This is a genomic window from Pseudomonas crudilactis, from assembly GCF_013433315.1.
Lineage (GTDB): Bacteria > Pseudomonadota > Gammaproteobacteria > Pseudomonadales > Pseudomonadaceae > Aquipseudomonas > Aquipseudomonas crudilactis.
In genome coordinates this window covers 1-25,077 of sequence record NZ_WXVV01000004.1, presented here as the reverse complement: position 1 = coordinate 25,077, position 25,077 = coordinate 1, and the positions used below count along the sequence as shown (strand labels likewise).

Below are 25,077 nucleotides of genomic sequence, written 5' to 3'. Positions count from 1 at the left end.
TGGGCCACTGCCGACTCCCTGTTCAGGAGGCTCCATGAACCTCGATTCAACCGCGCAGGCCTTGGCCTATCAGTCCGGTTTTGGCAACGAATTCAGCACTGAAGCCTTGCCCGGCGCGCTGCCCGTCGGCCAGAACTCCCCGCAAAAAGCCCCTTACGGCCTCTACACCGAATTGTTTTCCGGTACCGCGTTCACCATGACCCGCAGTGAAGCGCGGCGCACCTGGATGTACCGCATTCAGCCGTCGGCCAATCACCCGGCCTTCGTCAAACTGGAGCGACAACTGGCCGGTGGCCCGTTGGGTGAAGTGACCCCCAATCGCCTGCGCTGGAACCCGCTGGAGATCCCGGCCGAACCGACCGATTTCATCGACGGACTGGTGAGCATGGCCGCCAACGCTGGCGCCGAGAAGCCGGCCGGGATCAGCATCTACAACTATGCCGCCAACCGTTCGATGGAGCGCGTATTCTTCAACGCCGACGGTGAACTGCTGCTGGTGCCGCAACTCGGCCGTCTGCGCATCGCCACCGAACTGGGTGTGCTGGAAGTGGCGCCGCTGGAAATCGTTGTGCTGCCACGCGGGCTGAAATTTCGCGTTGAACTGCTTGACCCGCAAGCGCGCGGTTATGTCGCCGAGAACCACGGTGCGCCGCTGCGCTTGCCGGATCTGGGGCCGATCGGCAGTAACGGTCTGGCCAATCCGCGCGATTTCCTGAGCCCGGTCGCCGCCTACGAAAACCTCCAGCAACCGACCACGCTGGTGCAGAAATTCCTCGGCCAGTTGTGGGCCACCGAACTCAATCACTCGCCGCTGAACGTGGTCGCCTGGCACGGCAATAACGTGCCGTACAAATACGACCTGCGCCGTTTCAACACCATCGGCACGGTCAGTTTCGATCACCCGGACCCGTCGATCTTCACTGTGTTGACTTCGCCAACCAGCGTGCACGGCTTGGCCAACCTCGACTTCGTGATCTTCCCGCCACGCTGGATGGTTGCCGAAAACACCTTCCGGCCACCCTGGTTCCACCGCAACCTGATGAACGAATTCATGGGTTTGATCCAGGGCGAATATGACGCCAAGGCCGAAGGTTTCGTGCCCGGCGGTGCTTCGCTGCACAGTTGCATGAGCGCTCATGGCCCGGATGGCGAGACCTGCACCAAAGCGATCAACGCCGAGCTCAAACCGGCGAAAATCGACAACACCATGGCCTTCATGTTCGAGACCAGCCAGGTGCTGCGCCCAAGCCGTTTCGCCCTCGACTGCCCGCAACTGCAATCCACTTACGACGCTTGCTGGGCCACGCTGCCCGCCACGTTCGACCCGACCCGGAGATAACCCATGACACAGAATTCCATCACCCGCAGTTGGGTCGCTTCGGCCAATGGCCACACAGATTTCCCGTTGCAGAACCTGCCGTTGGGCGTGTTCAGCCTTAACGGTTCGGCGCCGCGTGCAGGCGTGGCAATTGGCGAACACATCTTCGATCTGCAAGTGGCGCTGGAAGCCGGGCTGTTCGACGGTGCTGCGCGCAGTGCAGTCGAAGCCATGCACGGCGGCCAGTTGAACGCATTCTTCGAACTTGGTCGCGACGCTCGTGTGGCCTTGCGAGAGCGTCTGCTGGAACTGTTCAGTGAAGGCAGCACGCATCGCGGCAACATCGAAGCCCAAGGCGCGAAACTGCTGCCACTGGCTGCCGATTGCCAACTGCATCTGCCGGCACGCATCAGCGATTACACTGACTTCTACGTCGGTATCGAGCACGCGCAGAACGTCGGCAAACTGTTCCGTCCGGATAACCCGCTGTTGCCGAACTACAAGCATGTGCCGATCGGTTATCACGGTCGCGCCTCCACTGTGCGTGCATCCGGCACCGACGTGCGTCGTCCGAAAGGACAGACCTTGCCGGCCGGTCAGACCGAGCCGACGTTTGGCCCGTGCGCACGTCTGGACTATGAGCTGGAACTGGGCATCTGGATCGGTCAGGGCAACGAGATGGGCGATTCGATCGCCATCGGTGACGCGGCCGATCACATCGCCGGTTTCTGCCTGCTCAACGACTGGTCGGCGCGTGATATTCAGGCGTGGGAATACCAGCCGCTGGGCCCGTTCCTGTCCAAGAGTTTCATTACCAGTGTGTCGCCGTGGGTCGTCACTGCCGAAGCGCTGGAGCCGTTCCGCACCGCGCAACCGGCGCGCCCTGAAGGTGATCCGCAGCCGCTGCCGTATCTGTTCGACAAGCGTGATCAGGACGGTGGTGCCTTCGACATCGAACTGGAAGTGCTGTTGCTCACCGAAGCCATGCGCGAGCAGAACCTGCCGGCCCATCGCCTGACCCTGAGCAACACCCGCTACATGTACTGGACCGTCGCGCAAATGGTCGCGCACCACAGCGTCAACGGTTGCCAGTTGCAGGCCGGTGACCTGTTCGGTTCTGGCACTTTGTCCGGCCCTGAGAACGGTCAGTTCGGCAGTCTGCTGGAAATCACCGAGGGCGGCAAAAAGCCGATCGAACTGGCCTCTGGCGAAGTGCGCAAATTCCTTGAGGACGGTGACGAAATCATTCTGCGCGCGCGTTGTGCTCGTGATGGTTTTGCTTCGATCGGCTTCGGCGAGTGCCGCGGCAAAGTGCTGGCGGCGCGCTGACAGGAGCGGCTTATGGATCTCTATACCTATTACCGTTCCACTTCGTCGTACCGGGTGCGAATCGCGCTGGCGCTGAAGGGGCTCGACTATCAGGCGGTGCCGGTCAATCTGATCGCGCCGCTGGGTGGCGAGCATCGGCAAGCGGCGTATCTGGCGATCAACCCGCAGGGCCGGGTGCCGGCCTTGCGAACTGACGAAGGCGGTTTGCTGATTCAGTCGCCGGCGATCATCGAGTATCTGGAGGAACGTTATCCACAGGTGCCGTTGCTGCCTGAGGATCTGCTCGCCCGTGCGCAGGTGCGGGGAGTGGCGGCGGTGATCGGTTGCGATGTACATCCGCTGCACAACGTCAGTGTGCTTAATCGCCTGCGCCAATTGGGGCTAGACGAGCCGCAGGTGGTCGAGTGGATCAGTCACTGGATCAGCCAAGGGCTGGCGACAGTGGAGCCGTTGATTGGCGACGAGGGTTTCTGTTTCGGCGAGTGGCCGTGCGTGGCTGATGTTTACCTGATTCCGCAGTTGTATGCGGCAGAGCGGTTCAACGTCAGCCTTGAGGCGTATCCGAAAATCCGCCGGGTCGCCGCACTGGCGGCTGAACATCCAGCGTTCATCAAGGCCCATCCGGCCAATCAACCAGATACACCGTAACCCTGTGGGAGCGAGCTTGCTCGCGAAGACGGTCTGTCAGGCAACATTTATATACCTGATACACCGCTTTCGCGAGCAAGCTCGCTCCCACAAGGGGTCTCGGATGCGACACCAAAAAATCATAAAAACAAAACAGGTACCTTGCGATGCACAACCAGATTGCCAGCTTCCGGGCGGCACTCGACGCCCGTCCTGTGTCCCGATATCAGTGGTTGCTCTTGATCCTGCTCGCCTTGCTGCTCGTTACCGATGGCTATGACGCCCAGGTGCTCGGTTATGTGGTGCCCGCGCTGGCGCAGGATTGGGGCCTGGAAAAGTCTGCGTTCGGCCCGGTGTTCAGCGCCAACCTGCTGGGCCTGACCCTCGGTTCGCTGGCGGTCACGCCACTGGCTGACCGTTTCGGTGTGCGGCGGATTCTGCTCGCGTGCGTCTTGATCTACGCCAGCCTGACAGTGTTGATGGTCTTCGCCGATTCGCTTAACACGCTGATGATCGCGCGCTTTATCTGCGGCATCGGCATGGGCGGGGCGATGCCCAGTGCAATGGCGCTGATGTCGGAATATTCGCCGCCGCGCCTGCGCACGTTGATGGTGACGCTGGCTGCGTGTGGCTTCTCGTTCGGCGGGGCAGCGGGTGGTTTCGTCGCCGCCGGGTTCATCGACCAATTCGGTTGGCAAGCGGTGTTCCTCGCCGGTGGCGTCACGCCGTTGCTGCTGTTTCCGTTTCTGTGGTGGATGCTGCCGGAGTCGCTGCCACGCCTGCTGCGTGATGCGCCGCCATACGCGCGACTGCGCAAAGTCACCGCGCGGATGTTGCCGGACTGGCAACCGCCCGTTGCCAGCCTAGAACAGAACGAACGCGAGCAGGGCAGCAAGCTAACGGTGGTCGAGTTGTTCCGCAACGGTTACGCGCGGCCGACCTTGCTGATCTGGGCGACGTTTTTCGTCAGCCTGATTCTGCTGTACTTCATGATCAGCTGGCTGCCGACGCTGCTGCTGGAAAGTGGCCTGAAACTCAACGAAGCCAATCTGGTGACGTCGATGTTCCTCTTCGCCGGTACGTTGGGCGCGATCTGCATGGCGTGGTTCGCCGACCGCTTGAAGCGCAAGGTGCGTCTGTTGTCAGCGGTGCTGGCGGGCGCGGCGCTGTGCACGATTCTGCTCGGACTCAATCATGACAATCCGCGGTATCTGGTAGCCTGCGTGTTTGCCGCCGGGTTCTGCATCATCGGCGGGCAACTGACGCTGAATGCGTTTGCCAGTAACTTCTACCCGGCGCATGTGCGCGCGACCGGCACCGGTTGGGCATTGGGCGTGGGGCGCTTCGGTTCGATTCTCGGGCCGCTGTTCGGCAGCCTGTTGTTGGCAATGCACATTCCGGTGGCGCAGATTTTCTTCTTCTGTGCGATCCCGGCGGTGATTGCCGCGCTGCTGATCATTCAGGTGCGTTCGCCCACCGACACAGCGCAATCTCCTGTGGGAGCTAGCCTGCTAGCGAAGAACGATAACGCGGTTTAACTGAAAGACCGCGCCGTCTGCTTCGCGAGCAAGCTCGCTCCCACAGTGATGTGTGCCGAGCCGATAATTTAGGTCCACACCAAACCTGTGGGAGCGAGCTTGCTCGCGAAGGCGGTGTTTCTGTCAGTACATTCGTTGCCTGACACACCGCTATCGCGAGCGTTTTCAGTGGACGACTGAGTTGGGCGGCAGGTGGCTGAGGCGTTCTGTCAGGCGCAGGCGCTGAATCGGATCATCGCTGAGCAGCAACGCATGCTCCAGATCGAAGCGCTCGGCATTCGGGCAGTCGAGCCGCTGATACAGACTGGCACGGGCCAGATAATCGGCGGCGCCAGCGTCACCCAGTTCGAGGACGCGCTCGGCGTCGATCAGCGCAGCAATAAAGTCATCATGGGTCAGGTGCAATTGGCGCAGGTTGCGCGACAGGCGCTGTAGCATCTGCTGCGGTGTGGCGGTCAGCAGATGCTCGGCGTTGAGCTTCATGTTCGGCCCGTACTGGCGCTGCAACAGCTCGCGACAATCATTGGGATACAACCGCCGGCCACCGCAGGGATCCAGCAAGTGATCGGCACCGGGCACCCGCAACAGGAAGTGCCCGGGAAAGTTGACCCCGACCAGCGGAATTTCCAGGCTGCGCGCCAGTTCCAGAGCAATCAGCGCCAACGTCAACGGCTGGCCGCGACGAGTCTGCAACACTTTGTGCAGCAATGCAGCCTGTGGGCGCAACGGCAGAAAGTCGTCCTGTGCAAAACCCAGATCGGTCATGCGGCGTAACAAAGGTTGCGCCAGCTCACTGACCGGCAGCATCGGCAAGCCGTAACTGACCCGCTGTTGCAGTTCTTTGAATTCGTGCAGCAGCGCGTCGGGATCGACCGCTTTTTCGTGCTCGGCCGCCATCCACAGCGCGGCTTCGAACAGCGCGGGCGGTGAACGGTGCAGGCATTCGAAAAAACGTTGACGCGCACTCATCGAAATCTCCGGGGAATGCCTCGTTTTAGCCCGGTCCGTGTCATTCGTCCAGTGCCTCGCAACACCGGTGTCGGGTTATGCCGCAAAGTCGTTGTCGACGCGGGCGCTTATTCCGGTGCGCTCCAGCAATTTTCGGGCGCAAGCCTATACTGGCGTTCTACAAGAAGTGATTCGGGAGCCCAACGATGTTTGCGCTCATGCAAAGCACTCGCCTGGAATCGCTGCACCTTAGCGTTGATCCGGTCTCCGGGTTGAAGGCGGTCATTGCCATCCATAACAGTCGCCTCGGGCCAGCCTTGGGCGGATGTCGTTATCTTGCCTATCCCAATGACGAATCGGCCGTCGAGGACGCCATTCGCCTTGCTCAGGGCATGAGCTACAAGGCCGCGCTGGCGGGGCTGCCGCAGGGCGGTGGCGTGGCAGTGATCGTGCGCCCGGCTCATGTGGAAAACCGTGGCTCGTTGTTCGAAGCCTTTGGCCGTTGCATCGAACAACTCGACGGCCGCTACATCACCGCCATCGACAGTGGCACCTCGGTGGCGGACATGGATTGCATCGCTCAGCAGACCCAGCATGTCACCAGCACCACCTCGGCCGGCGACCCGGCACCGCACGCGGCAATGGGCGTATTTGCCGGCATTCGGGCAACCGCCATGGCACGGCTGGGCAGCGACAATCTCGAAGGCTTGCGCATCGCGATTCAGGGCCTGGGCAATGTCGGTTACGCATTGGCCGAGCAACTGCACGCCGCCGGGGCGGAATTGCTGGTCAGCGACATTGACCACGGCAAGGTGCAACTGGCGATGGAACAGCTCAACGCGCATCCGATTGCCAACGATGCGTTGCTCAGTACGCCGTGTGACATCCTCGCGCCGTGCGGTCTGGGTGGTGTGCTGAACAGCCACAGCGTCACGCAACTGCGTTGCTCGGCGGTGGCGGGTTCGGCGAACAATCAACTGACGCATCTGGATGTCGCCGATCAACTGGAACGGCGCGGGATTCTGTATGCGCCGGATTATGTGATCAATGCCGGTGGCTTGATCTACGTCTCGCTGAAACACCGTGGCGAGGAGTTGCCGACGATTACTGCGCACCTGTCGAAGATCAGTTCGCGGCTGACCGAGGTGTTCGCTCATGCGCAGGCGGAAAAACGTTCGCCGGCGCGGGTGGCGGATGAGTTGGCGGAGAAAGTTTTGTATCGCTGAGTTTCACAGGCATGAAAAAGGCCCTGAGCCAATCGACTCAGGGCCTATTCAATTCGGTCATTGCTTACTTGGCCGCTTTTGCCGCTTTGGCTGGCTTCGCCGGCGTTTCCGCAGGTTCTGCAGCTTCGGCATTCTCGACCGGTTCGGCCGGTGCATTGAGCAGCTCGGACAGTGCATCCGGCTGGCTCTTGAACGCCCGGGCGAACACATCGCGATTCTTCGCCATGTAGATCCCGGCTTCTTCCACTTGCTGTTCAGTCAGGGACGGAACGGCTTTTTGCAGGACATCGGCCAGATATTCGGCCAGTTCGAGCATTTTGTCATGACGGTCAGCTTCGGCTTTATCCATGAACAAGCGCTCCAGATCTCGGCTGCTGCGGTATACCACTTCGACGGCCATTCACCACCTCACATGCCTTCACATTAAGTTGTCTTGACGACTACTGTATCCATATACAGCGAAAAGGATAAGCGAATCCCTGCGCCATGGGTAGTGGCTTTTCAATGTAGACCGGATTTCGGGTTTGTCAGGGAGACCGTGTCGCTGCATTCGCGAGCAGGTTCGCTCCCACAAAAGTACAGCGGTGCGACCAAACGCCACGGCGCGGGTTTGGCGGCGGCTCGCCATGATGGCGTGGCCTCTTTTCTGCATGAAAACCGTTACGTGCAGAAAACCGTCACGTCCAACACGCATCATCCGCTCGCATTCGAGCTAAGGAACATCATCGTGAAAATCAACTGGGCCGAGAAACTGCGGCAAAACGTGCATCAACTGGCCGAGTCCCTGGGTAACCTGTTCGTCGAGACCTTCCACTATCTGGCGCTATTTGCCATTGGTGCGGTGACGGCGTGGGCGGCGGTGATGGAGTTTCTCGGGATGCTCGAGGAAGGCCACATCAAGATCGATGACATTCTGCTGCTGTTCATCTATCTCGAACTGGGGGCGATGGTCGGGATCTACTTCAAGACCAACCACATGCCGGTGCGCTTCCTGATCTACGTGGCGATCACCGCGCTGACCCGTCTGCTGATCTCCAACGTCTCGCACCACAACCCGCCGGACATGGGCATCATCTACCTGTGCGGCGGGATTCTGCTGCTGGCGTTCTCGATTCTGGTGGTGCGTTACGCCTCGTCACAATTTCCTTCGGTGAAGATCGAGAAACCGCAGCGCAAACTTGGCGCCGGTTCCAGCGAGCATCCGGAAGTCGAGAAGGGCGAGCTTTAAAGCCCGGCCGCTTGTCCGGGCTGGCTGCTGACGAGGGGCGGTGGCGGGGTCAGCCCGGCGCCGCTGGTCATGGCTTCGAGGATCGCCATGGCGCTGTGACCCTGTTCGATGGCGATGCCGAATTGAATGCTTTGCACCAGGCGCTTGAGGCGCACGGGATCGTTGCGCTGCTCGGCGCTGATCATGCGTTTGGCCACGATTCGGCCGCTGTTGGACAGGGTCAGCATGATGCTGCCGTCCAGGCCCTGAATGCTCAGGTTGATCTGATAGTCCGGCGCGAAGGCATCGGTAATGATCTGAAAAGGATTGTCCATGATGCGTCACCGCCTGATTGAACGTGCAGTTGTTGACCGGCCGTGATCGGGTTGGTTCGCCAAACCGGATCACTGGCATCTCGTTCGCTGAGGTATGCAATTTCCGTTTGCCTCATTTGGGATATAGCAAGGGGCATGCCGGGAAAATTGTCGAACAATGAACACGGGGATAAAAAAGGCGAGCCACGCGGCTCGCCTTTTTTAATGGCCCGTTTTCAGGGCAGAACCGAATAGATGATCGCTGACAGTGCAATCAGGCCGATCAACAACACAAACACGTTGGACACCTGGCCCGAATACTGGCGCAAAGCTGGCACGCGGTGGATGGCGTACATCGGCATCAGGAACAACAGGCAGGCAATCACCGGCCCACCGAGGGTTTCGATCATGCCGAGGATGCTCGGGTTGAAGGTCGCCACGGCCCAGCAGCTGAGGATCATGAACACGGCGGTCGCGCGGTTCAGCCAGCTCGCTGACATGACCCGGCCACGGCTGCGCAGGCTTTTCACGATCATGCCTTGGAAGCCTTCACTGGCGCCGATGTAGTGGCCGAGGAAGGATTTGGTGATCGCCACCAGCGCAATCAGCGGCGCGGCGTAAGCGATCACTGGCGTCTGGAAGTGGTTGGCCAGGTACGACAAAATCGAAATGTTCTGCGCTTTCGCCGCCGCCAGATCTGCCGGCGACAACGCCAGTACACAACTGAAGCAGAAGAACATCACCGTCACGACCATCATGCCGTGGGCCATGGCGAGGATGCCGTTGCTCTTGCGTTCGGCCTGCTCGCCGTAGCGCTGTTTCTGATCCACCGCGAACGCGGAGATGATCGGCGAATGGTTGAACGAGAACACCATCACCGGGATCGCCAGCCACATTGTCTTGAAGAAATCGGACATTGGCATGGCTTCTTGGGCGCTGGCGAAAAACGCACCATTCCAGTTTGGAATCAGGCTGAGTGCAAGCAGCAGCAACGCGGCAACAAAGGGATAAACCAGCACGCTCATGGCTTTGACGATCACACTTTGACCGCAGCGCACGATCGCCATCAAACCGAGAATCAGACCTAGCGAGAGAATCGCCCGAGGCGGCGGGGCGATGTGCAATTGATGTTCGAGAAAGCTGCTCATAGTGTTGGTCAGCGCCACGCTGTACACCAGCAGGATCGGGAAGATCGCAAAGAAATACAGCAGCGTGATCAGCTTGCCGGCACCGATGCCGAAGTGCTCCTCGACCACTTCGGTGATGTCCCCGGAGCGCCCGGACAGCACGAAGCGGGTCAGGCCACGGTGGGCGAAAAACGTCATCGGGAAAGCCAGCACGGCGAGAATCAGCAATGGCCAGAAACCACCGACGCCGGCGTTGATCGGCAGAAACAAAGTCCCTGCACCGATAGCCGTGCCGTACAGGCCAAGCATCCAGGTGGTGTCGGATTTGCTCCAGCCCGTGTGGGCCGTTTCTGTGTTGCGTGTGCGGTCTACAGCGGGATTTTCGGCAGCAGGTGTACGTACATCGGTCATCGGTATCGCCTCGTTATTATTTTTGCTCGGGCTCACGTTTGGCAGACCGTCGGATGCGGTCTGCCGGGGCGGTCAGGGAATGCGCCTCAGCATTCCACCCAGTTCACAGCCAGGCCGCCCCGTGAAGTCTCTTTGTATTTGTCGTGCATGTCGGCGCCGGTATCGCGCATGGTGCGGATCACCCGGTCGAGGGAAATGAAGTGGTTGCCGTCGCCGCGCAGGGCCATTTGCGTGGCGTTGATCGCCTTCACGGCGGCGATCGCATTGCGCTCGATGCACGGCACTTGCACCAGGCCGCCGACCGGGTCGCAGGTCAGGCCGAGGTTATGTTCCAGGCCAATTTCGGCGGCGTTTTCCATTTGCTCCGGGGTCGCGCCGAGCACATCGGCAAGGCCGGCTGCGGCCATGGCGCACGCCGAACCAACTTCACCCTGACAGCCAACTTCGGCGCCAGAGATCGAGGCATTTTTCTTACACAGAATGCCGACCGCAGCCGCACCGAGAAAGAAAGCGACCACGTCATCGTCAGACGCATCCGGATTGAATTTCATGTAGTAGTGCAGAACGGCCGGGATGATCCCGGCTGCGCCGTTGGTCGGCGCGGTGACCATGCGCCCGCCGGCGGCGTTTTCTTCGTTGACGGCGAGGGCGAACAGGTTGACCCATTCCATTGCCGACAGCGTTGAACTGATGACATTCGGCTTGCCGATCTCCAGCAGGCTGCGGTGCAGTTTCGCTGCACGGCGCGGCACATTCAGACCGCCGGGCAGGATGCCTTCATGGCGCAGGCCTTGTTCAACGCATTCACGCATCACCGACCAGATGTGCAGCAGGCCCTGACGGATTTCCGCGTCAGTGCGCCAAGCGCGCTCGTTAGCCATCATCAGTTCGGACACGCGCAGGTTGTGCTGTTTGCACAGTGACAGCAGTTCGGCGGCGCTGGAAAAATCGTACGGCAACACCACGTCACCGGCCGGGGCGACGCCGGACTCGGCTTCGGCCGCTTCGATGATGAAACCGCCGCCAACCGAGTAGTACGTCTGCTCGAACAGCTCGGCCGTTTCGCCAAAGGCTGTCAGGGACATGGCGTTGGGGTGGTAGGGCAGGCTCTCGTCGAGCAGCAGGAGATCACGCTGCCAGTTGAAGGCAATTTCTCTTTGCCCGGCGAGGGACAATTGGCCCGTCTCGCGCAGTTGCTGAATGCGCGGATCGATGGTCGTCGGATCGATGCTGTCTGGCCATTCACCCATCAGGCCCATCACCGTGGCGCGGTCGGTGGCGTGGCCGACGCCGGTGGCCGACAGCGAACCGTACAAACGGATTTCCACACGGCGCACATCGTTCAACAGATGCTGATCGATCAGTGCCTGAGCGAAGGTCGCCGCCGCACGCATCGGGCCGACGGTGTGGGAACTGGACGGGCCGATGCCGACTTTGAATAGATCGAAAACACTGATAGCCATGCTAAACCCTTACAAGCAATGGAGTAGGAATCGCTGCCATTTTTTGTAGGACAAGCGCAATGTCGGCGATACTGCCTACCTCGGTCCTACGTGACTAACGAAACTTCCTAAGTAAGCCTTTAGCAGGACTAAACGATGAGTCGTCAATTGCATGCCCAGACTTATGTCTGGCTGCAGGTGTTTTCCTGTGCCGCGCGGCACCTGTCGTTCACCCGTTGTGCCGAGGAACTGCACATCACCCCGGGGGCGGTCAGCCAGCAGATTCGCCAACTGGAAGAACGCCTCGGCTTCCGTCTGTTTCATCGGCGCGCGCGCGGTGTGGAATTGAGTGCTGAGGGGCAACGGCTGGCGATTACCGTCAATGAGGCATATGGCAGCATCGATGCGGAATTGCGTCGGCTCGATGCTGGAATGATCAGCGGGATTTTGCGTGTGCGCTCGATTCCGTCATTCCTCAGCAAGTGGCTGACGCCGCGTCTGCCGCGCTTGCAACAGCGCTATCCGGATATTCAGCTACGACTGGTCGCCGAGGACAGCAGCGTGCCGTTGCACGAGGGCGACTTTGATCTGGCGATCGATCTGAACGACGGCAGTTACCCGGGATTGTTATCCACAGCCTTGCTCGACGAGCAGATTTTTCCCGTGTGTGCACCGAGTCTGTTGCGTGGGCGTCCGCCGCTGCACGGGCCGGCGGATCTGGTGTATTTTCCGTTGCTGCACGACATCACCGCCTGGCGTGGCAGTTATGAATATGCAGAGTGGGAATTCTATTTGAACGCGATTGGCTTCGAAGGCGCCGACGTACGGCGCGGGCATACCTTCAACCGCAATCACCTGACCATCGAAGCGGCGATTGCCGGCATGGGCGTGGCGATTGCCAGACGCACGTTACTTAACGATGAGCTGGAGCGGGGGACATTGATTGTGCCGTTTGGCCTGTCGGTGCCCAATCACAAACGTTATGTGCTGCTCTATGCGCCGGGGGCCTTGAGCCATCCTGGCGTGCGCGCCGTGCATGACTGGCTGGTGGAGGAGGCGGGGATTTTTCGCAGCTTGCACCCGTTGAATGACGGGCAATTGTGAGCAAATTTTGCCGGATTAGGAGGCGATCCAACTCCCGACCTTACCAGTGCTTTGCTCGGTTGTCCGGCTTTTTTTGCGAATGAAAATTTATCTTTTTTCAGGGGTTGAAATGTTCGCCGGTCGGGCCGATTGTTGTAACCAGGAGGTCAGGAAATTCAACTCAAGGCCTCTCACGAGCTAGCTGAAATAAGGGATGAACTATGCAAATCCAAGTCAACAGCGATAACCATATTCAAAGTAGTCAACGACTGGAGGAGTGGGTACGTACAACCATTGAGAGCACGCTCGAACGTTATGAAGAAGACCTGACCCGCGTCGAAGTCCATCTGGCCGACGAGAACGGTGACAAACCAGGTCCCCATGACTTGCGCTGCCAACTGGAAGCGCGGCCAAAAGGCCATCAACCGATTTCCGTGACCCACAAAGCCGATTCGCTGGAACAGGCGATCGACGGCGCTGCCGAAAAACTCGAGCACGCACTGGAGCACCTTTTCGGCAAACTGCGAGGTAAGCCACGTGCCGCTGTGGTGCCATTTAGCAAGGCGAATGATGCTCTGCTGGAGGAAGAATTTCTTGAGAACGAACAGGCAGCGATCAACAGTTGATGCGCTGACTTTATAAACCACCCAATGAGAACGGGCCTCCGGAAGCAGGCCCGTTTTTTGTTTGTGTGGCTGGATGGTTTTTGGGGATGGCACGAGAAAGCAGCCCCTCACCCCAGCCCTCTCCCGGAGGTAGAGGGGGCCGACCGAGGTGTCTTACGTGATACATCGACCTGGAAGACCGAGTCGATTATGGATTCGACACAGTACTTTCAGATCGGTGTATTTCTCAGGCATTCCCCGATCAGTCCCGCCACTCTCCGGGAGATGGCCGACCGAGGTGTCTGGTGAGGTACATCGACCTGAAAGGCTGTGTCGATTATGGATTCAGCAAAGCAATTTCAGGTCGACGGAAATTATGAGCATCCGCCAATCAGTCCCCTCTCCCTCTGGGAGAGGGTTAGGGTGAGGGCATTTTTCGATTCGCCGCAATTCTTATGATCTGCTCCAGCACATCGTCCATCTGCTGGATCACCTCAAGATTGCTGAAGCGCACGACTTCAATGCCCTTTTGATTCAGATAGCGTGTCCGGCGCTGGTCATGAATCAGTCCCGACGTTTCATAGTGCTGACCACCGTCCAGTTCAATCGCCAATTTCAGTTCGGCACAGTAAAAGTCCAGCACATAGGGCGGACAGGGAAACTGCCGACGAAATTTCAGATTGGCGATTTGGCGGGAGCGGAGTTTTTGCCAGAGCAGCTGTTCGCAATCGGTTTGGTTGACGCGTAACTGGCGGGCGAATTGGGCGAGGTTGGGGCGGGTTTGCATGCTTCACGATCCTTGTGAAGTGGGTTTGATATTTCACTGTAGCCCATTCCCCTCACCCCAGCCCTCTCCCGGAGGGAGAGGGGGCCGACCGAGGTGTTTTGCGGGCTACATCGACCTGACAGACCGGGTCGATTATGGATTCGAGCGGTTTCAGGTCGAGTAGATTATGGATTCGGCACAGCACGTTAAGGTCGGCGTACCTCGCAAGCATCCCCCAATCAGTCCCCTCTCCCTCTGGGAGAGGGTTAGGGTGAGGGTTTTTTCAATCCTCAGAACGCCACAGATGTCTGCACATAAACCGTACGCGGTTCCCCCACATACTTGCCCTTGTTGTTGTCATCAAACGAACGCGTGAAGTACTGCGTATTGAAAATGTTCTTCACCCCCACCGCCACATTCAGATCCGACAACTGCGGCCCGAAGTCATACCCGGCGCGGCTGCTGAACAGCATGTAACCCGGGATCTTGCCGGTGCTGCCATCGGCACTTTCTTTCGAGGTGTTGGCGTTGTCGGCGAACTGATCGCTCTGGAAGCTGCTGTCCAGATTCAACTTCCAAGGGCCTTCGGTGTAACCCACGCCAATCGTGCCTTTGTGTTTCGAGGAGAATGGCACGCGATTGCCTTGGTTCGGCCCGTCTTCGCGGATGGTCGCGTCAACATAGGCGTAGCTCGCGTACACATCGAAACCGGCCAGCGCCGGACTCAAATCATCCAGCGCGTAATTGATGCTGGTCTCGATGCCCTGGTGACGGGTTTCGCCACGGGCGATCACCGAATCGTTGGTCTGGTTGCTTTCATACTGATTGTCGAAGTTGATCAGGAACGCGCCGATCTCGGCCCGCAGCGCACCGTTGTCATAGCGCGTGCCGAGTTCCCAGGTTCGCGCCTTCTCCGGTTTCACTTCACCGCTGGTCACGCGGTTGGGCATCTGGCTGTACTGCACGCTGCCGAACGAGCCTTCGGTGTTGGCGTACAGGTTCCAGCTGTCGGTCAGGTGATAAAGCACGTTCAACGCCGGCAGTGCGGTGTTGTAGTCGCCCTTGTATTTGACGTTCGTCAGGTTGTTGGTCTGCTGCGATTCGATCATCTCGTAGCGCACGCCCGGGGTGATTGTCCATTTGCCGATGTCGATGCGGTCGTCAACGAAGAACGCATTGGCCTCGGTGCCGCCACGGGTGTCGCGGTCATTACGACTGCTGGTGGTCGGATATTCGTTGCTGGCGATCGGCGTGCGATAGCGCAGTTCGTGGCCGGCCTCGTTGATGTAGCGATAGCCGACGCCGACTTCATGACTGGTCGGGCCGAGGTCGAAGCCTTGGGCGAAACGGGTTTCCAGACCGCGCACCCAATACTCGCGCGGCGACAGCGAAAGGAACGTGCCCTGATCGAGATAACCGCTGCGCAGGGTCTTGGTGAAGAAGGTATTGGCGGTGAATTCGCGGCGATCTTCCTGGTAGCGATAGCCGAAGTTGAACATCGTGCGACGGCCCCAGAACTGGTCTTTCGGCCGTGTCGACTGGTATGGGTCGGCGTCGTAATCAGCGACGTTCAAACCGCCGGGCATGTCGGCCTTGCCCTCGTAATACTGGGCCATGGCGTTGAAACTGTTGGCTTCGTCGAGCTGGTATTTGCCCTTGAGGATCAGGTCGTCGATCTCGGTGTCGCTGTGTTCGCGCCAGTCACCGCCACGGGTGCCGGAGTAGAGCAACGCGCCGCCGAGACCATTGGCGTTGGTGCCGCCAGCCAGCAGGTTGGCGCTGGTCTTGAAGCCGTCGTGGCTCGACGATGGGCTGGTTTCCGTCTGGAAGCCGCCCTTGACCGTCGGCTCGTCGGGAATCGCCCGGGTCACGAAGTTGACCACGCCGCCGACGTTCTGCGGGCCGTAACGCACTGCGCCGCCGCCACGCACGACGTCCACGGCATCCATGTTGCCCATGCTGATCGGCGCGAACGACAACTGTGGTTGGCCATAAGGCGCGAATGGCACCGGGATGCCGTCCATCAACACCGTCGAGCGCGCGGCCAGGCGCGGATTCAACCCACGAATGCCGAAGTTCAGCGCCATGTCATGGCTGCCGGTGCCGTTGTTTTCCGGGGCGTTGACGCCGGGGATACGGTTGAGCACATCACGGGCCTGCGTTGCGCCCTGACGTTCGAACTCTTCGCGACGGATCACATCACGAGCACCGGGATGTTCGAACACATTGATTTGCGCAGCGTCGCCGAGCCAGTCGCCGACGACTTTCGAAGTGTCCAGTTCCAGCGCGGCATCCGCCACCGGTTGCAGGCTGAACGCATTGTTGCCCTCGGCGCGTGCTTGCAGACCGGTGCCTTCGAGCAGCGCATTCAAACCCTGTTCAGGCGTGTAGCTGCCCTCAAGACCTCGACTTTGCACACCGCTGGTGACTTGCGAACCGAATGAAATCAACACCCCCGCTTCACGGCCAAACTGGTTGAGGGCGTTCTCCAGCGACGACGGCGCGATGTGATAAGCCTTGGCATCGGCAGCCAGTGCTGCGGGCAGAGCGGCGAAGCTCAGACTGGCGCCGAGGACAAGATTGCGCAGGCTGCGGGCCAGTGGCGTGAGGCGGGTAGGGTGCATGGTGGATGATCCTGAGAAGGTTGAATCAAGGGGGCTTTCCTTCTCTGTCACGCCAGATCTGAAAAACGGCTCATTTATTTTTGAGTTTTTTAAACCCGCGCTTCGACGGTGACCCAGTAGCGGGTAAAGCGCTTCACTTTCACCGGCAAACTGATTTCCAGCAGATCGAGAATCCGCTCGCTGTCGTCCAGTGGATAAGTCCCGGAGATCAGCAGGTCGGCGACGTTCCTGTCGCAATTGAGCTGGCCGCGACGGTAGCGAGCCAGTTCATCGAGGAAGTCGCCCAGACGCATATGCGCGGCCACCAGCATGCCGTCGGCCCAGGCGCCGCTGTTGGCGTCCAAAGGCTTGGCTTCGGCGACTGAAGCAGAGGTAAAACTCAACTGACGCGCGAGCGGCAGCAGCATCGGCGCGCTTCCGTTGCTGCTCAGCTCGACCTGGCCTTCAAACAGCGCAACCTGGGTGTGATCGGCAAATTGCCGCACATTGAGGCGTGCGCCGTGAGTTTTCAGAGTGCCTTGGGCCGTGCGCACTTCGAACGATTGCGCGGCGGTCAGGAGGATTTCGCCTTCGAGCAAGCGGATCAGTCGCGCCGAGGTGTCGACATCCGCAGCACTGGCCGTGTTGAGTTGCAACTGATCGCCGGCACCGAGTGCCACCTTGCGCCGTTGCCCGATCGGGCTGCGGTAATCGGCGAAGAGCGACGGCAGCGGTGTGTGTTCGCGCATGCCCCAGGTCACCGCCGAACCGGCGCCAAGAATCAGCAACAGCTTCAGCGCCTGACGACGGCTGGCGGACTTCGGCCCGTTCAACGCCGCGTGTGCCAGCGGCGAAGACACACCGCGCAAGCGCTGGTTGACCCGCTGAATATGCTCCCACGCGCGGCGGTGTTCGCTGTGCGCGTCCAGCCATTGTTGCCAGGCCTGTTGCTGACGCGGATTGAGCGTGCCTTGTTGCATTTCCAGCAACCAGTGCACCGCCTGCTCGGCAACCTGCGAGGAAAAATCCGGGGCGCGGTTCATAGGGCGAAGTAGCAGCGCATCGCCGCTTTGTTCAAGTGACGTTTGACCGTGGCCACAGAGATGTCGAGCTCAGCGGCGATCTGTGGATAAGTCAGCCCATCGACCTGCGCCAGCAAAAAGGCGCGTTTGACCTGACGCGGCAAACCGTCTAGCAACTGATCCAGCTCCATCAGGGTTTGCAGGATGATCGCTTTGTCCTCTTCCGACGGCGCGAGCATTTCTGGCATCTGCGCCAAGGTATCGAGGTAAGCGCGTTCCAGATCCTGACGTCGGTAATGATTGAACAGAACCCGTTTGGCCAGGGTCGTCAGAAAGGCGCGCGGCTCGATGATCAGCGGCGGCTCGCGGGCGCTCAGCACCTTGATGAAGGTGTCCTGGGCCAGGTCCGCCGCGCTGTCCGGGCAGCCGAGTTTGCGCCGCAGCCAACCGGTGAGCCAGCTGTGATGGGCTTGATAGAGCGATTCGACGGAATGGGCGGCGGACAACGGGATTACTCCAGGCGTTTTCAGGACGCGGTAGAGAGTATGCGTTAGAGAACAAGAACTGTTCGCATTGTAGGGTGGAGCTACACTGTCCGGCAATCAGATGCTTTTGCGTATGAGAATATTTATCATTAATATTGCTCGCCTTGGGTTCGGCTTGTCGGCCGGACGGTTTTCGTTTCAGGGTCGAAACATGAAAGGCAAACTCGCCACACTCCCCATGTCCTATCGTCTGGCCGTTACCTCACGGGTACTGGCCGCGGTGTTTGGCGGCTATCTGGTCGCGGCGCTGGCCAGTGTCACCCTGACGCTGTGGCTGCCGTTGAGCCGCGCCGAAGCAGTGGTGACCGGCATGACCATTTCCTTTCTGGTCTATCTGGTGGCCGTGCTCTGGTGCTTCGCCTGTCGTACGGCGTGGTCGGCCTGGGTCGGTTTGCTGGTGCCAAGCGTTATTCTGGCGACCATCTCTGGCGCAGCACGTGGATTGGGCCTGGCATGAAAGAGGGTTTTCGTCAGGCGATGGCCTGGCTGCACACGTGGGCCGGACTGCTGTTCGGCTGGCTGTTGTTCGCGATTTTTCTGACCGGGACGCTGGCGTATTTCAAGGATGAAATCAGCCACTGGATGCAGCCGGAAATCCCCGCGCGATCGGTGAGTGCCGAGACGAGCCTGACGCTGGCCCAGGATTATCTGCAGCAACACGCGGCCGGCGCGTCACGCTGGCTGATCGATTTGCCCGATGCCCGGGATCCCGCCCTGACCGTGCGTTGGCAGCCGGCACCGGCAAAACCGGGTGAGCGCGGACGTTTCGAAGCGAAAACCCTGGATGCGCAAACCGGCACCGAAGTTCAGGGCCGCGACAGCATGGGCGGCGAGTTCTTCTACCGTTTCCACTTTCAACTGCAAATGCCTTATCCGTGGGGTCGTTGGCTATCGACCATTGCCGCGATGGTGATGTTTGTCGCCCTGATCACCGGGATCATCACCCACAAGAAAATCTTCAAGGACTTCTTCACCTTTCGCCCGCGCAAGGGCCAGCGTTCCTGGCTCGACGGGCATAACGCAGTGGGTGTGCTGGTGCTGCCGTTTCATTTGATGATCACCTACAGCAGCCTGGTGATTTTCATGTCGATGGTCATGCCGGCGAGCATCGTCGCGTCGTACGGCAATGACGTGCGCAAGTTCTATGACGAAGTTTTCCCGGCATCGAAAACACCGGAGCGCGCCGACATTGCGGCACCGCTGGCGGCCATGGCGCCGCTGTTGAGCAAGGCCAGTGAGCAATGGGCGGGCGGCCACACGGCGCGCCTGTCGGTGAGCAATCCGGGCGATGCCAATGCGACGGTGGTGCTGTCCCGTGCTGGTGACCGTGTGGTGCATGATTTCGGCCGCGCCGTGACCTTCAACGGTGTGACCGGGCAGATGCTCGGCAGCACACCGGAGCAACCGCTGGCGATGGCGGTGGGGGGCGCGTTCTATGGTTTGCACATGGGCCACTTTGCCGGGTCGGTGTTGCGCTGGCTGTATTTCATCTGTGGGCTGGCCGGCACCGCGATGATCGGCACCGGGCTGGTGATCTGGCTGGGCAAGCGTCAGCTCAAACACGCCAAGAGCGGCGTGATGCCGTTCGAACTGCGGCTGGTGGAAGTGCTGAACATCGCCAGCATGGCCGGGCTGGTGTCTGCGGTGGCGGTGTTCTTCCTGGCCAATCGTCTGTTGCCGGTGAGCCTTGCCGAACGCGCAGATTGGGAAGTGAATGCGTTCTTTATCGCTTGGGCTCTGAGTGTGCTGCACGCGCTACTGCGTCCGGGACGAAAGGCCTGGGTTGAGCAACTCACCCTGAGCGCCGCATTGTTTGTTGCGATGCCGCTGATCAATGCACTGACCACCCCTTGGAATCTCGCCGTCAGTCTGATGCAGGGTGATTGGGCGTTGGCCGGTTTTGATCTGACGTGCCTTGCAACCGGTGTGTTTCTGGCGTGGGCCGCGTGGAAAATGCAGCGTGCCGGCAGCACCGTCAGCACTAAAAGACCTCCTCGCGAAAAGGCCCGGCCGATTACCCTTGAGCAAGGGGCGAACTGATGCTTTTGCCTTTGCTGCTCACCTACGCCGGATTCACCGCGTTGTGTCTGTCGATGCCTCGCCACCACGATGAATTGCTCGGCCATAAACCTTCGCCTCGACGCCGTCAGGGCTTGATGCTGGGGGGCTGGTTGCTGCTGGGTTTGTCGCTGTGGGCGGCGGTGACCTCCAACGGCTGGAGCTTCGGTCTGGTCGACTGGTTCGCCGTGCTGATGCTCAGCGCCCTGGCGTTGGTATTGCTGCTGCCGTATCGCCCGCGTCTGGCGTTGGCGCTGGCCGGGATCAGTCTGCTGGCCAGCCCGGTGGCCGCATGGGCGCAGTGCTGACGTGCTGATCGGTCTGCCGCCGGAATCGCGCGACGACGAGCCGCGCGGGGCGCGTGCGCATTTTCTCCAGGTTTTCCTGTCTCAGCGTTCGCAAATGGAGGCGCTGGTGAACCGGCGCGTCGGTTGTCGGGCGACGGCGGCGGACCTGGTGCAGGATCTGTTTCTGCGTTTCTGGCGCCGGCCGTTGGTGCAGGTCGAAGAACTCAGCACCTATCTTTTGCGCTGCGCCGGCAACATTGCCATCGACCATTTGCGCAGCGAAGGCACGCGCACGCGGGTCAACGAAGGCTGGCAACCGGACGCGCCGGACAGCCACGGCAGCGAACCGCAAGCGGCGCTGGAAGCGGGCAATGATCTGCGCCATGTCGAAGCGGCGTTGCGCGCCTTGCCCGAGCGTACCCGGCAGATCTTTTTGCTCAATCGCATTCACGGCCGCAAGTACGCGGAAATCGCCAAAGCCATGGGCTTGTCCCAAAGTGCCGTGGAAAAACATATGATGCGCGCCCTCGAGGCCTGCAAGGCCAGCCTGCGCGAACCCGCGCCACGCCTGCCAGGGAAAGCACCGTGAACCGATCCGATTCGATCATCCCGACGCCCGCGCAAGAGCAGGCCGCGTTTGCGTGGCTGAGCCTGTTGCATGATCGGCCGAGTGCGGGCGATCAATTGACCTTCAGCCAATGGCTGCGGGCGGATCCGGCGCATGCCGAGGCCTATGCGCAGGCGCAGGTGGTCTGGGAACTGAGCGAAAGCCCGGCGCGCACGCTGGCCGATGAAGAGGCTTTGGCGTTGCAGGGCTTTCTCGATGCGATGGATCGCCCGCGCCGTCCGCAGCTTTTGCGTTGGTCGGGGGCGCTGGCGATGGCCGCGTGTCTGTTGCTGATGGTCAGCCTCGGCAGCGGGTGGCAGCCGCAACGCTGGATCGATGATCTGGGTGCCGATTATGTCTCGGCGCCCGGCGAGATCCGCACCGTGACCCTGGCCGATCAGTCGCAAGTCACGCTGGATGCTGACAGTGCGATTGCCGTGGATTTCAGCCGTGGCGAGCGGCATGTTCAGCTGCGTCGTGGTGCCGGGTTTTTCACGGTTACGCACACCGGCGAGCCGTTTGTGGTTGCGGCGGAGCAGGGCGAAGCGCGCGTGCTCGGGACGCAATTCGAAGTGCGACTGCAACCGCATGGCGCGCAGGTGACGGTGTTGTCCGGGCGCGTCGGGGTGACGGCGGAGCGTGGTGGCGAACAGCAGATTCTCACAGCCGGCCAGCAGGTTGCTTACGGTGACGGTGCGGCGGAAAAACTGCATGCCGTGGACAGCGAAGCGCAATTGGCCTGGCGTCAGGGCTGGCTGACTTATTACAAGTCGACGCTGGCCGATGTGGTGGAGGATCTGCGCCGTTATTACCCGGGGCGGATCGTATTGCTCAACGATGAGCTGGCGGCGCGCAAGGTCAGTGGCAGTTTTCCGAGCAAGGATCCGCAAGCGGTGCTCAGTTCCCTGCAAGGGGTGTTGGGGTTTGAGCAGCATCAGGTGTTGGGGCATCTGATTATCTTGCGTTAGGGCTGATGGCCTCTTCGCGAGCAAGCTCGCTCCCACATTGGATCTGTGATCGACACAAACCCCCTGTGGGAGCGAGCTTGCTCGCGAAGGCATCAGACCCGACAACACGTCTGCAAAAATATTTTCAGATTTGTGGTGAGGTAAACCCGAGCCCCATCCGTGTAGTGACTGAAACTGCGAGTCATTCGCATCCGTTGCGGTTCTACACAGGTCATTGAGTCATGAAGTCCAGGGCAAAGTCGGGTTCGGTCAAACAGTGGTTAAGCGTGTCGGCATTGAGTTTTTCGGCATTGGCATTGCTGCCGATAAGCGTGTCTCTGGCCGCTGAAGCCGTCAGCAGCCAGGCGCAAAAGCAGTTCAATTTTTCCCTGGCCGCCAAACCGCTGCCGCAAGCCTTGAGCGACTTCAGCCGCGTCACCGGGCAGAGTGTGGTGTACACCGACGAAGCGCCGTACGGCCTCACCGCGCCGGCAGTCAATGGCCAGATGAGTGCCGAACAGGCACTGCAACGCTTGCTCAGTGGCTCTGGCCTCAACTTCCGCCGCACCGATAGCCACACGCTGGCGCTGGAGCCCAAACCGACTGAAGGCGCGCTGAACCTCGGCGCCACCACCATCACCTCGATGCGCGATGAATCGATGAGTTATCAGCCACCGGAAACCAGTTCGGTGATGCGCTCTTCGGCCTCGCTTCAGGAAATCCCGCAGACCGTCAACGTCATCCCGGCCCAAGTCATCCGCGATCAGGCGCCACGCAATCTCGATGATGCACTGGCCAATGTCAGTGGCATCACCCAAGGCAACACCTTGGGCAGCACCCAGGATTCGGTGATGACCCGTGGCTTCGGCGACAACCGCAACGGCTCAATCATGCGCGACGGCATGCCGATCGTGCAGGGCCGCGGCATGAACGCCACGGTTGATCGGGTTGAAGTACTCAAAGGTCCGGCCTCGCTGCTCTACGGCATTCAAGACCCGGGCGGCGTGGTCAACATGGTCAGCAAGAAACCTGAGCTGACGCAATACAACGCCCTGACCTTGCGCGGTTCGACCTACGGCGACGGCAAGAACGGCAGCGGCGGCACCTTCGACAGCACCGGCCCGCTGGGCGATTCCGGGCTGGCCTACCGCATGGTGCTCGATCACGAAGACGAAGATTACTGGCGCAATTTCGGCACCCACCGTGAAACCCTGATTGCGCCGTCCCTAGCCTGGTTCGGCGAAAGCACCAAGCTGTTGTTCGCCTACGAGCATCGCGAATTTCTCACGCCGTTCGACCGTGGCACGCTGATCGATCCGCGCACCAATCATCCGCTGGACATCTCGCGCAAAGAGCGTCTCGATGAGCCGTTCAACAACATGGAAGGCCGCTCGGATCTGTATCACTTCGAAGCCGACCACGACCTCAACGACGACTGGAAAGCCCACTTCGGCTACAGCTGGAACCGCGAAACCTACGACGCCAGCCAGGTCCGCGTGACCGCCATCGACACCAACAAGGGCACACTGACCCGCAGCATGGACGGCACCCAGAACGCGATCAGCACCGACCGTTTCACCACCGCCAGTCTCGAAGGCAAGGTCAACGTGCTGGGCATGCAGCATGATCTGGTGTTCGGCGTCGATGACGAGTACCGCAAGATCTACCGTGAGGACCTGATCCGGCAGAAAAGCCTGACCACCTTCAGCTACCTCAATCCGGTGTACGGTCGCGAAGTCGCCGGCACGACCGTCAGCGCTCCCGACAGCGCGCAGACCGATGAGCTACGCAGTGACTCGGTGTTCATGCAGGACTCGATTCACCTTAACGATCAGTGGATTCTGGTTGCTGGCGGGCGCTTCCAGGAGTACGACCAGTACGCCGGCAAAGGCGTGCCGTTCAAAGCCAACACCGACAGCAACGGCCAGAAGTTCGTCCCGCGCGCCGGTCTGGTGTATCGCTACACCGACGCCTTGTCGTTCTACGGCAGCTACACCGAATCGTTCAAACCCAACTCGACCATCGCCCCGCTGAGTGGCAGCAGCACTGTGCTCGACGGCAGCATCGCGCCGGAAGAAGCCAAGTCGTGGGAGCTGGGTGCGCGGCTGGACATGCCGGGGCGCGTCACCGGCAACATCGCGTTGTTCGACATCAAGAAACGTAACGTGCTGGTGGCCAATTCCGAAGGCCCGACGACCATTTACAGTGCGGCCGGTGAGGTGCGTTCGCGCGGTCTGGAAATGGACCTGACCGGTCAGTTGAGCGACCACTGGAGCATGATCGGCAGCTACGCCTACACCGATGCCGAAGTGACCGAAGACCCGGACTATAAAGGCAAGCGCCTGCAAAACGTGGCGAAGAATTCCGGCTCGTTGTCGGCGGTGTATGACTTCGGCAGCGTGATCGGCGGCGATCAATTGCGCGTCGGCGCGGGGGCGCGTTATGTCGGTGAACGTGCCGGTAATGCGGTGAATGATTTTGATCTGCCGAGCTACACCGTCGCCGATGCGTTTGCCACTTACGACACCAAAGTCGAGGGGCAGAAGGTCAAGTTTCAGCTCAATGTGAAGAACCTGTTTGATCGCACGTACTACACCTCGGCGGCGAGCCGGTTCTTTGTGTCGATGGGGGATGCGCGGCAGGTTTCGTTGTCCAGCACTTTGGAGTTTTAAGGCAAGATCAAAAGCCCCTCACCCTAACCCTCTCCCGGAGGGAGAGGGGACTGATTGGGGGATATTGGAGAACTCCGCCGACGTGATCGATCTTTACCGAATCCATAATCGACTCGGTTATTCAGGTCGATGTATAACGCCAGACACCTCGGTCGGCCCCCTCTCCCTCAAGGAGAGGGGATTGATTGGGGGATATTGGAGAACTGCGCCGACGTGATCGATCTTTACCGAATCCATAATCGACTCGGTCATTCAGGTCGATGTATAACGCCAGACACCTCGGTTGATCTGGCTTAATGATTCTGGACACCCCTAAAGGGCGTTAATCTACGCCCAACGACGAGGTGTGATTTGACCAGACGATATTTTTCGACAGATTTCAAACGGGATGCGGC

22 protein-coding genes and 1 pseudogene are annotated in these 25,077 nt (G+C 60.1%); 14 read left to right on the top strand and 9 right to left on the bottom strand.

Features of this window, described 5'->3' with window-relative positions; translation table 11 throughout:
* The first annotated feature begins 34 nt into the window (after positions 1-34).
* The 4 genes from hmgA (at position 35) to GTU76_RS05790 (ending at position 4,812) form a co-directional block, all read left to right on the top strand.
* Complete coding sequence (gene hmgA, locus GTU76_RS05805) at positions 35-1,339, top strand: homogentisate 1,2-dioxygenase (protein ID WP_016987004.1); 1,305 nt, start codon at positions 35-37, stop codon at positions 1,337-1,339.
* Between the two features lie 3 nt (positions 1,340-1,342).
* The gene (gene fahA / locus GTU76_RS05800; RefSeq protein WP_180698238.1) at positions 1,343-2,647 is read left to right on the top strand and encodes a fumarylacetoacetase; all 1,305 of its coding nucleotides are present in this window, start codon (positions 1,343-1,345) and stop codon (positions 2,645-2,647) included.
* Positions 2,648-2,659: 12 nt separating this feature from the next.
* The gene (gene maiA / locus GTU76_RS05795) at positions 2,660-3,295 is read left to right on the top strand and encodes a maleylacetoacetate isomerase (RefSeq protein WP_180698237.1); all 636 of its coding nucleotides are present in this window, start codon (positions 2,660-2,662) and stop codon (positions 3,293-3,295) included.
* 146 nt (positions 3,296-3,441) lie between these two features.
* Complete coding sequence (locus tag GTU76_RS05790) at positions 3,442-4,812, top strand: MFS transporter (protein WP_180698236.1); 1,371 nt, start codon at positions 3,442-3,444, stop codon at positions 4,810-4,812.
* 165 nt (positions 4,813-4,977) lie between these two features.
* Here GTU76_RS05790 and GTU76_RS05785 read toward each other — a convergent pair whose 3' ends face one another.
* Entirely contained in the window at positions 4,978-5,781 is an 804-nt protein-coding gene (locus tag GTU76_RS05785; protein ID WP_016987000.1) for a SirB1 family protein, read from the bottom strand.
* A gap of 185 nt (positions 5,782-5,966) precedes the next feature.
* Between GTU76_RS05785 and GTU76_RS05780 the strand changes: the two genes are divergently transcribed.
* Entirely contained in the window at positions 5,967-6,986 is a 1,020-nt protein-coding gene (locus GTU76_RS05780) for a Leu/Phe/Val dehydrogenase (protein WP_016986999.1), read from the top strand.
* A 145-nt stretch (positions 6,987-7,131) separates the two neighbouring features.
* Here GTU76_RS05780 and GTU76_RS05775 read toward each other — a convergent pair.
* A pseudogene (locus GTU76_RS05775) lies at positions 7,132-7,386 on the bottom strand (YebG family protein); the annotation flags it as partial.
* Positions 7,387-7,713: 327 nt separating this feature from the next.
* Here GTU76_RS05775 and GTU76_RS05770 point away from each other — a divergent pair.
* Positions 7,714-8,214, top strand: coding sequence for a phosphate-starvation-inducible protein PsiE (locus GTU76_RS05770; RefSeq protein ID WP_026000737.1), 501 nt, complete (start codon positions 7,714-7,716; stop codon positions 8,212-8,214).
* Here GTU76_RS05770 and GTU76_RS05765 read toward each other — a convergent pair.
* From GTU76_RS05765 to GTU76_RS05755, 3 genes are all read right to left on the bottom strand, one after another.
* Complete coding sequence (locus GTU76_RS05765; protein WP_016986996.1) at positions 8,211-8,528, bottom strand: DUF3509 domain-containing protein; 318 nt, start codon at positions 8,526-8,528, stop codon at positions 8,211-8,213. The two genes, GTU76_RS05770 and GTU76_RS05765, sit on opposite strands and share 4 nt — an antisense overlap.
* Positions 8,529-8,743: 215 nt before the next feature.
* Entirely contained in the window at positions 8,744-10,045 is a 1,302-nt protein-coding gene (locus tag GTU76_RS05760) for a serine/threonine transporter (protein ID WP_016986995.1), read from the bottom strand.
* An 86-nt stretch (positions 10,046-10,131) separates the two neighbouring features.
* Entirely contained in the window at positions 10,132-11,508 is a 1,377-nt protein-coding gene (locus GTU76_RS05755; RefSeq protein WP_180698235.1) for an L-serine ammonia-lyase, read from the bottom strand.
* A 135-nt stretch (positions 11,509-11,643) separates the two neighbouring features.
* On the opposite strand from GTU76_RS05755, the gene GTU76_RS05750 reads away from it, so the two are divergent.
* Together GTU76_RS05750 and GTU76_RS05745 are read left to right on the top strand one after the other, a co-directional pair.
* Positions 11,644-12,591 carry a LysR substrate-binding domain-containing protein gene (locus GTU76_RS05750; protein ID WP_016986993.1) on the top strand — a complete coding sequence of 316 codons (948 nt, stop codon included), beginning with the start codon at positions 11,644-11,646 and terminating at the stop codon, positions 12,589-12,591.
* Positions 12,592-12,791: 200 nt separating this feature from the next.
* On the top strand, positions 12,792-13,196 hold the full coding sequence (locus GTU76_RS05745) for an HPF/RaiA family ribosome-associated protein (protein WP_016986992.1): 405 nt from the start codon (positions 12,792-12,794) through the stop codon (positions 13,194-13,196).
* A gap of 397 nt (positions 13,197-13,593) precedes the next feature.
* On the opposite strand, the gene GTU76_RS05740 is transcribed toward GTU76_RS05745, so the two are convergent.
* From GTU76_RS05740 to GTU76_RS05725, 4 genes are all read right to left on the bottom strand, one after another.
* Positions 13,594-13,962 carry an endonuclease domain-containing protein gene (locus tag GTU76_RS05740; RefSeq protein ID WP_175555311.1) on the bottom strand — a complete coding sequence of 123 codons (369 nt, stop codon included), beginning with the start codon at positions 13,960-13,962 and terminating at the stop codon, positions 13,594-13,596.
* 269 nt (positions 13,963-14,231) lie between these two features.
* Positions 14,232-16,565, bottom strand: a complete 2,334-nt coding sequence (gene fecA / locus GTU76_RS05735) for a TonB-dependent Fe(3+) dicitrate receptor FecA (protein ID WP_180698234.1) — start codon at positions 16,563-16,565, stop codon at positions 14,232-14,234.
* Positions 16,566-16,654: 89 nt separating this feature from the next.
* The gene (locus GTU76_RS05730) at positions 16,655-17,587 is read right to left on the bottom strand and encodes a DUF4880 domain-containing protein (protein ID WP_180698233.1); all 933 of its coding nucleotides are present in this window, start codon (positions 17,585-17,587) and stop codon (positions 16,655-16,657) included.
* On the bottom strand, positions 17,584-18,072 hold the full coding sequence (locus tag GTU76_RS05725; RefSeq protein ID WP_016986987.1) for a sigma-70 family RNA polymerase sigma factor: 489 nt from the start codon (positions 18,070-18,072) through the stop codon (positions 17,584-17,586). Before GTU76_RS05725 ends, GTU76_RS05730 begins: the two co-directional genes overlap by 4 nt.
* 190 nt (positions 18,073-18,262) lie before the next feature.
* Between GTU76_RS05725 and GTU76_RS05720 the strand changes: the two genes are divergently transcribed.
* The 6 genes from GTU76_RS05720 to GTU76_RS05695 all read left to right on the top strand — a co-directional run bounded on the left by GTU76_RS05720 (position 18,263) and on the right by GTU76_RS05695 (position 24,682).
* Positions 18,263-18,568, top strand: coding sequence for a DUF3649 domain-containing protein (locus tag GTU76_RS05720; protein ID WP_016986986.1), 306 nt, complete (start codon positions 18,263-18,265; stop codon positions 18,566-18,568).
* Positions 18,565-20,151: a PepSY-associated TM helix domain-containing protein gene (locus GTU76_RS05715; protein ID WP_180698232.1), complete on the top strand. Its 1,587-nt coding sequence runs from the start codon at positions 18,565-18,567 to the stop codon at positions 20,149-20,151. Before GTU76_RS05720 ends, GTU76_RS05715 begins: the two co-directional genes overlap by 4 nt.
* On the top strand, positions 20,151-20,477 hold the full coding sequence (locus tag GTU76_RS05710) for a DUF3325 domain-containing protein (RefSeq protein WP_180698231.1): 327 nt from the start codon (positions 20,151-20,153) through the stop codon (positions 20,475-20,477). The genes GTU76_RS05715 and GTU76_RS05710 overlap by 1 nt, the downstream gene beginning before the upstream one ends.
* 1 nt (position 20,478) lies before the next feature.
* Complete coding sequence (locus GTU76_RS05705) at positions 20,479-21,045, top strand: RNA polymerase sigma factor (protein WP_016986983.1); 567 nt, start codon at positions 20,479-20,481, stop codon at positions 21,043-21,045.
* Entirely contained in the window at positions 21,042-22,031 is a 990-nt protein-coding gene (locus GTU76_RS05700) for a FecR domain-containing protein (protein ID WP_180698230.1), read from the top strand. Before GTU76_RS05705 ends, GTU76_RS05700 begins: the two co-directional genes overlap by 4 nt.
* 221 nt (positions 22,032-22,252) lie before the next feature.
* Positions 22,253-24,682 carry a TonB-dependent siderophore receptor gene (locus tag GTU76_RS05695; protein WP_180698229.1) on the top strand — a complete coding sequence of 810 codons (2,430 nt, stop codon included), beginning with the start codon at positions 22,253-22,255 and terminating at the stop codon, positions 24,680-24,682.
* Positions 24,683-25,077 lie beyond the last annotated feature (395 nt).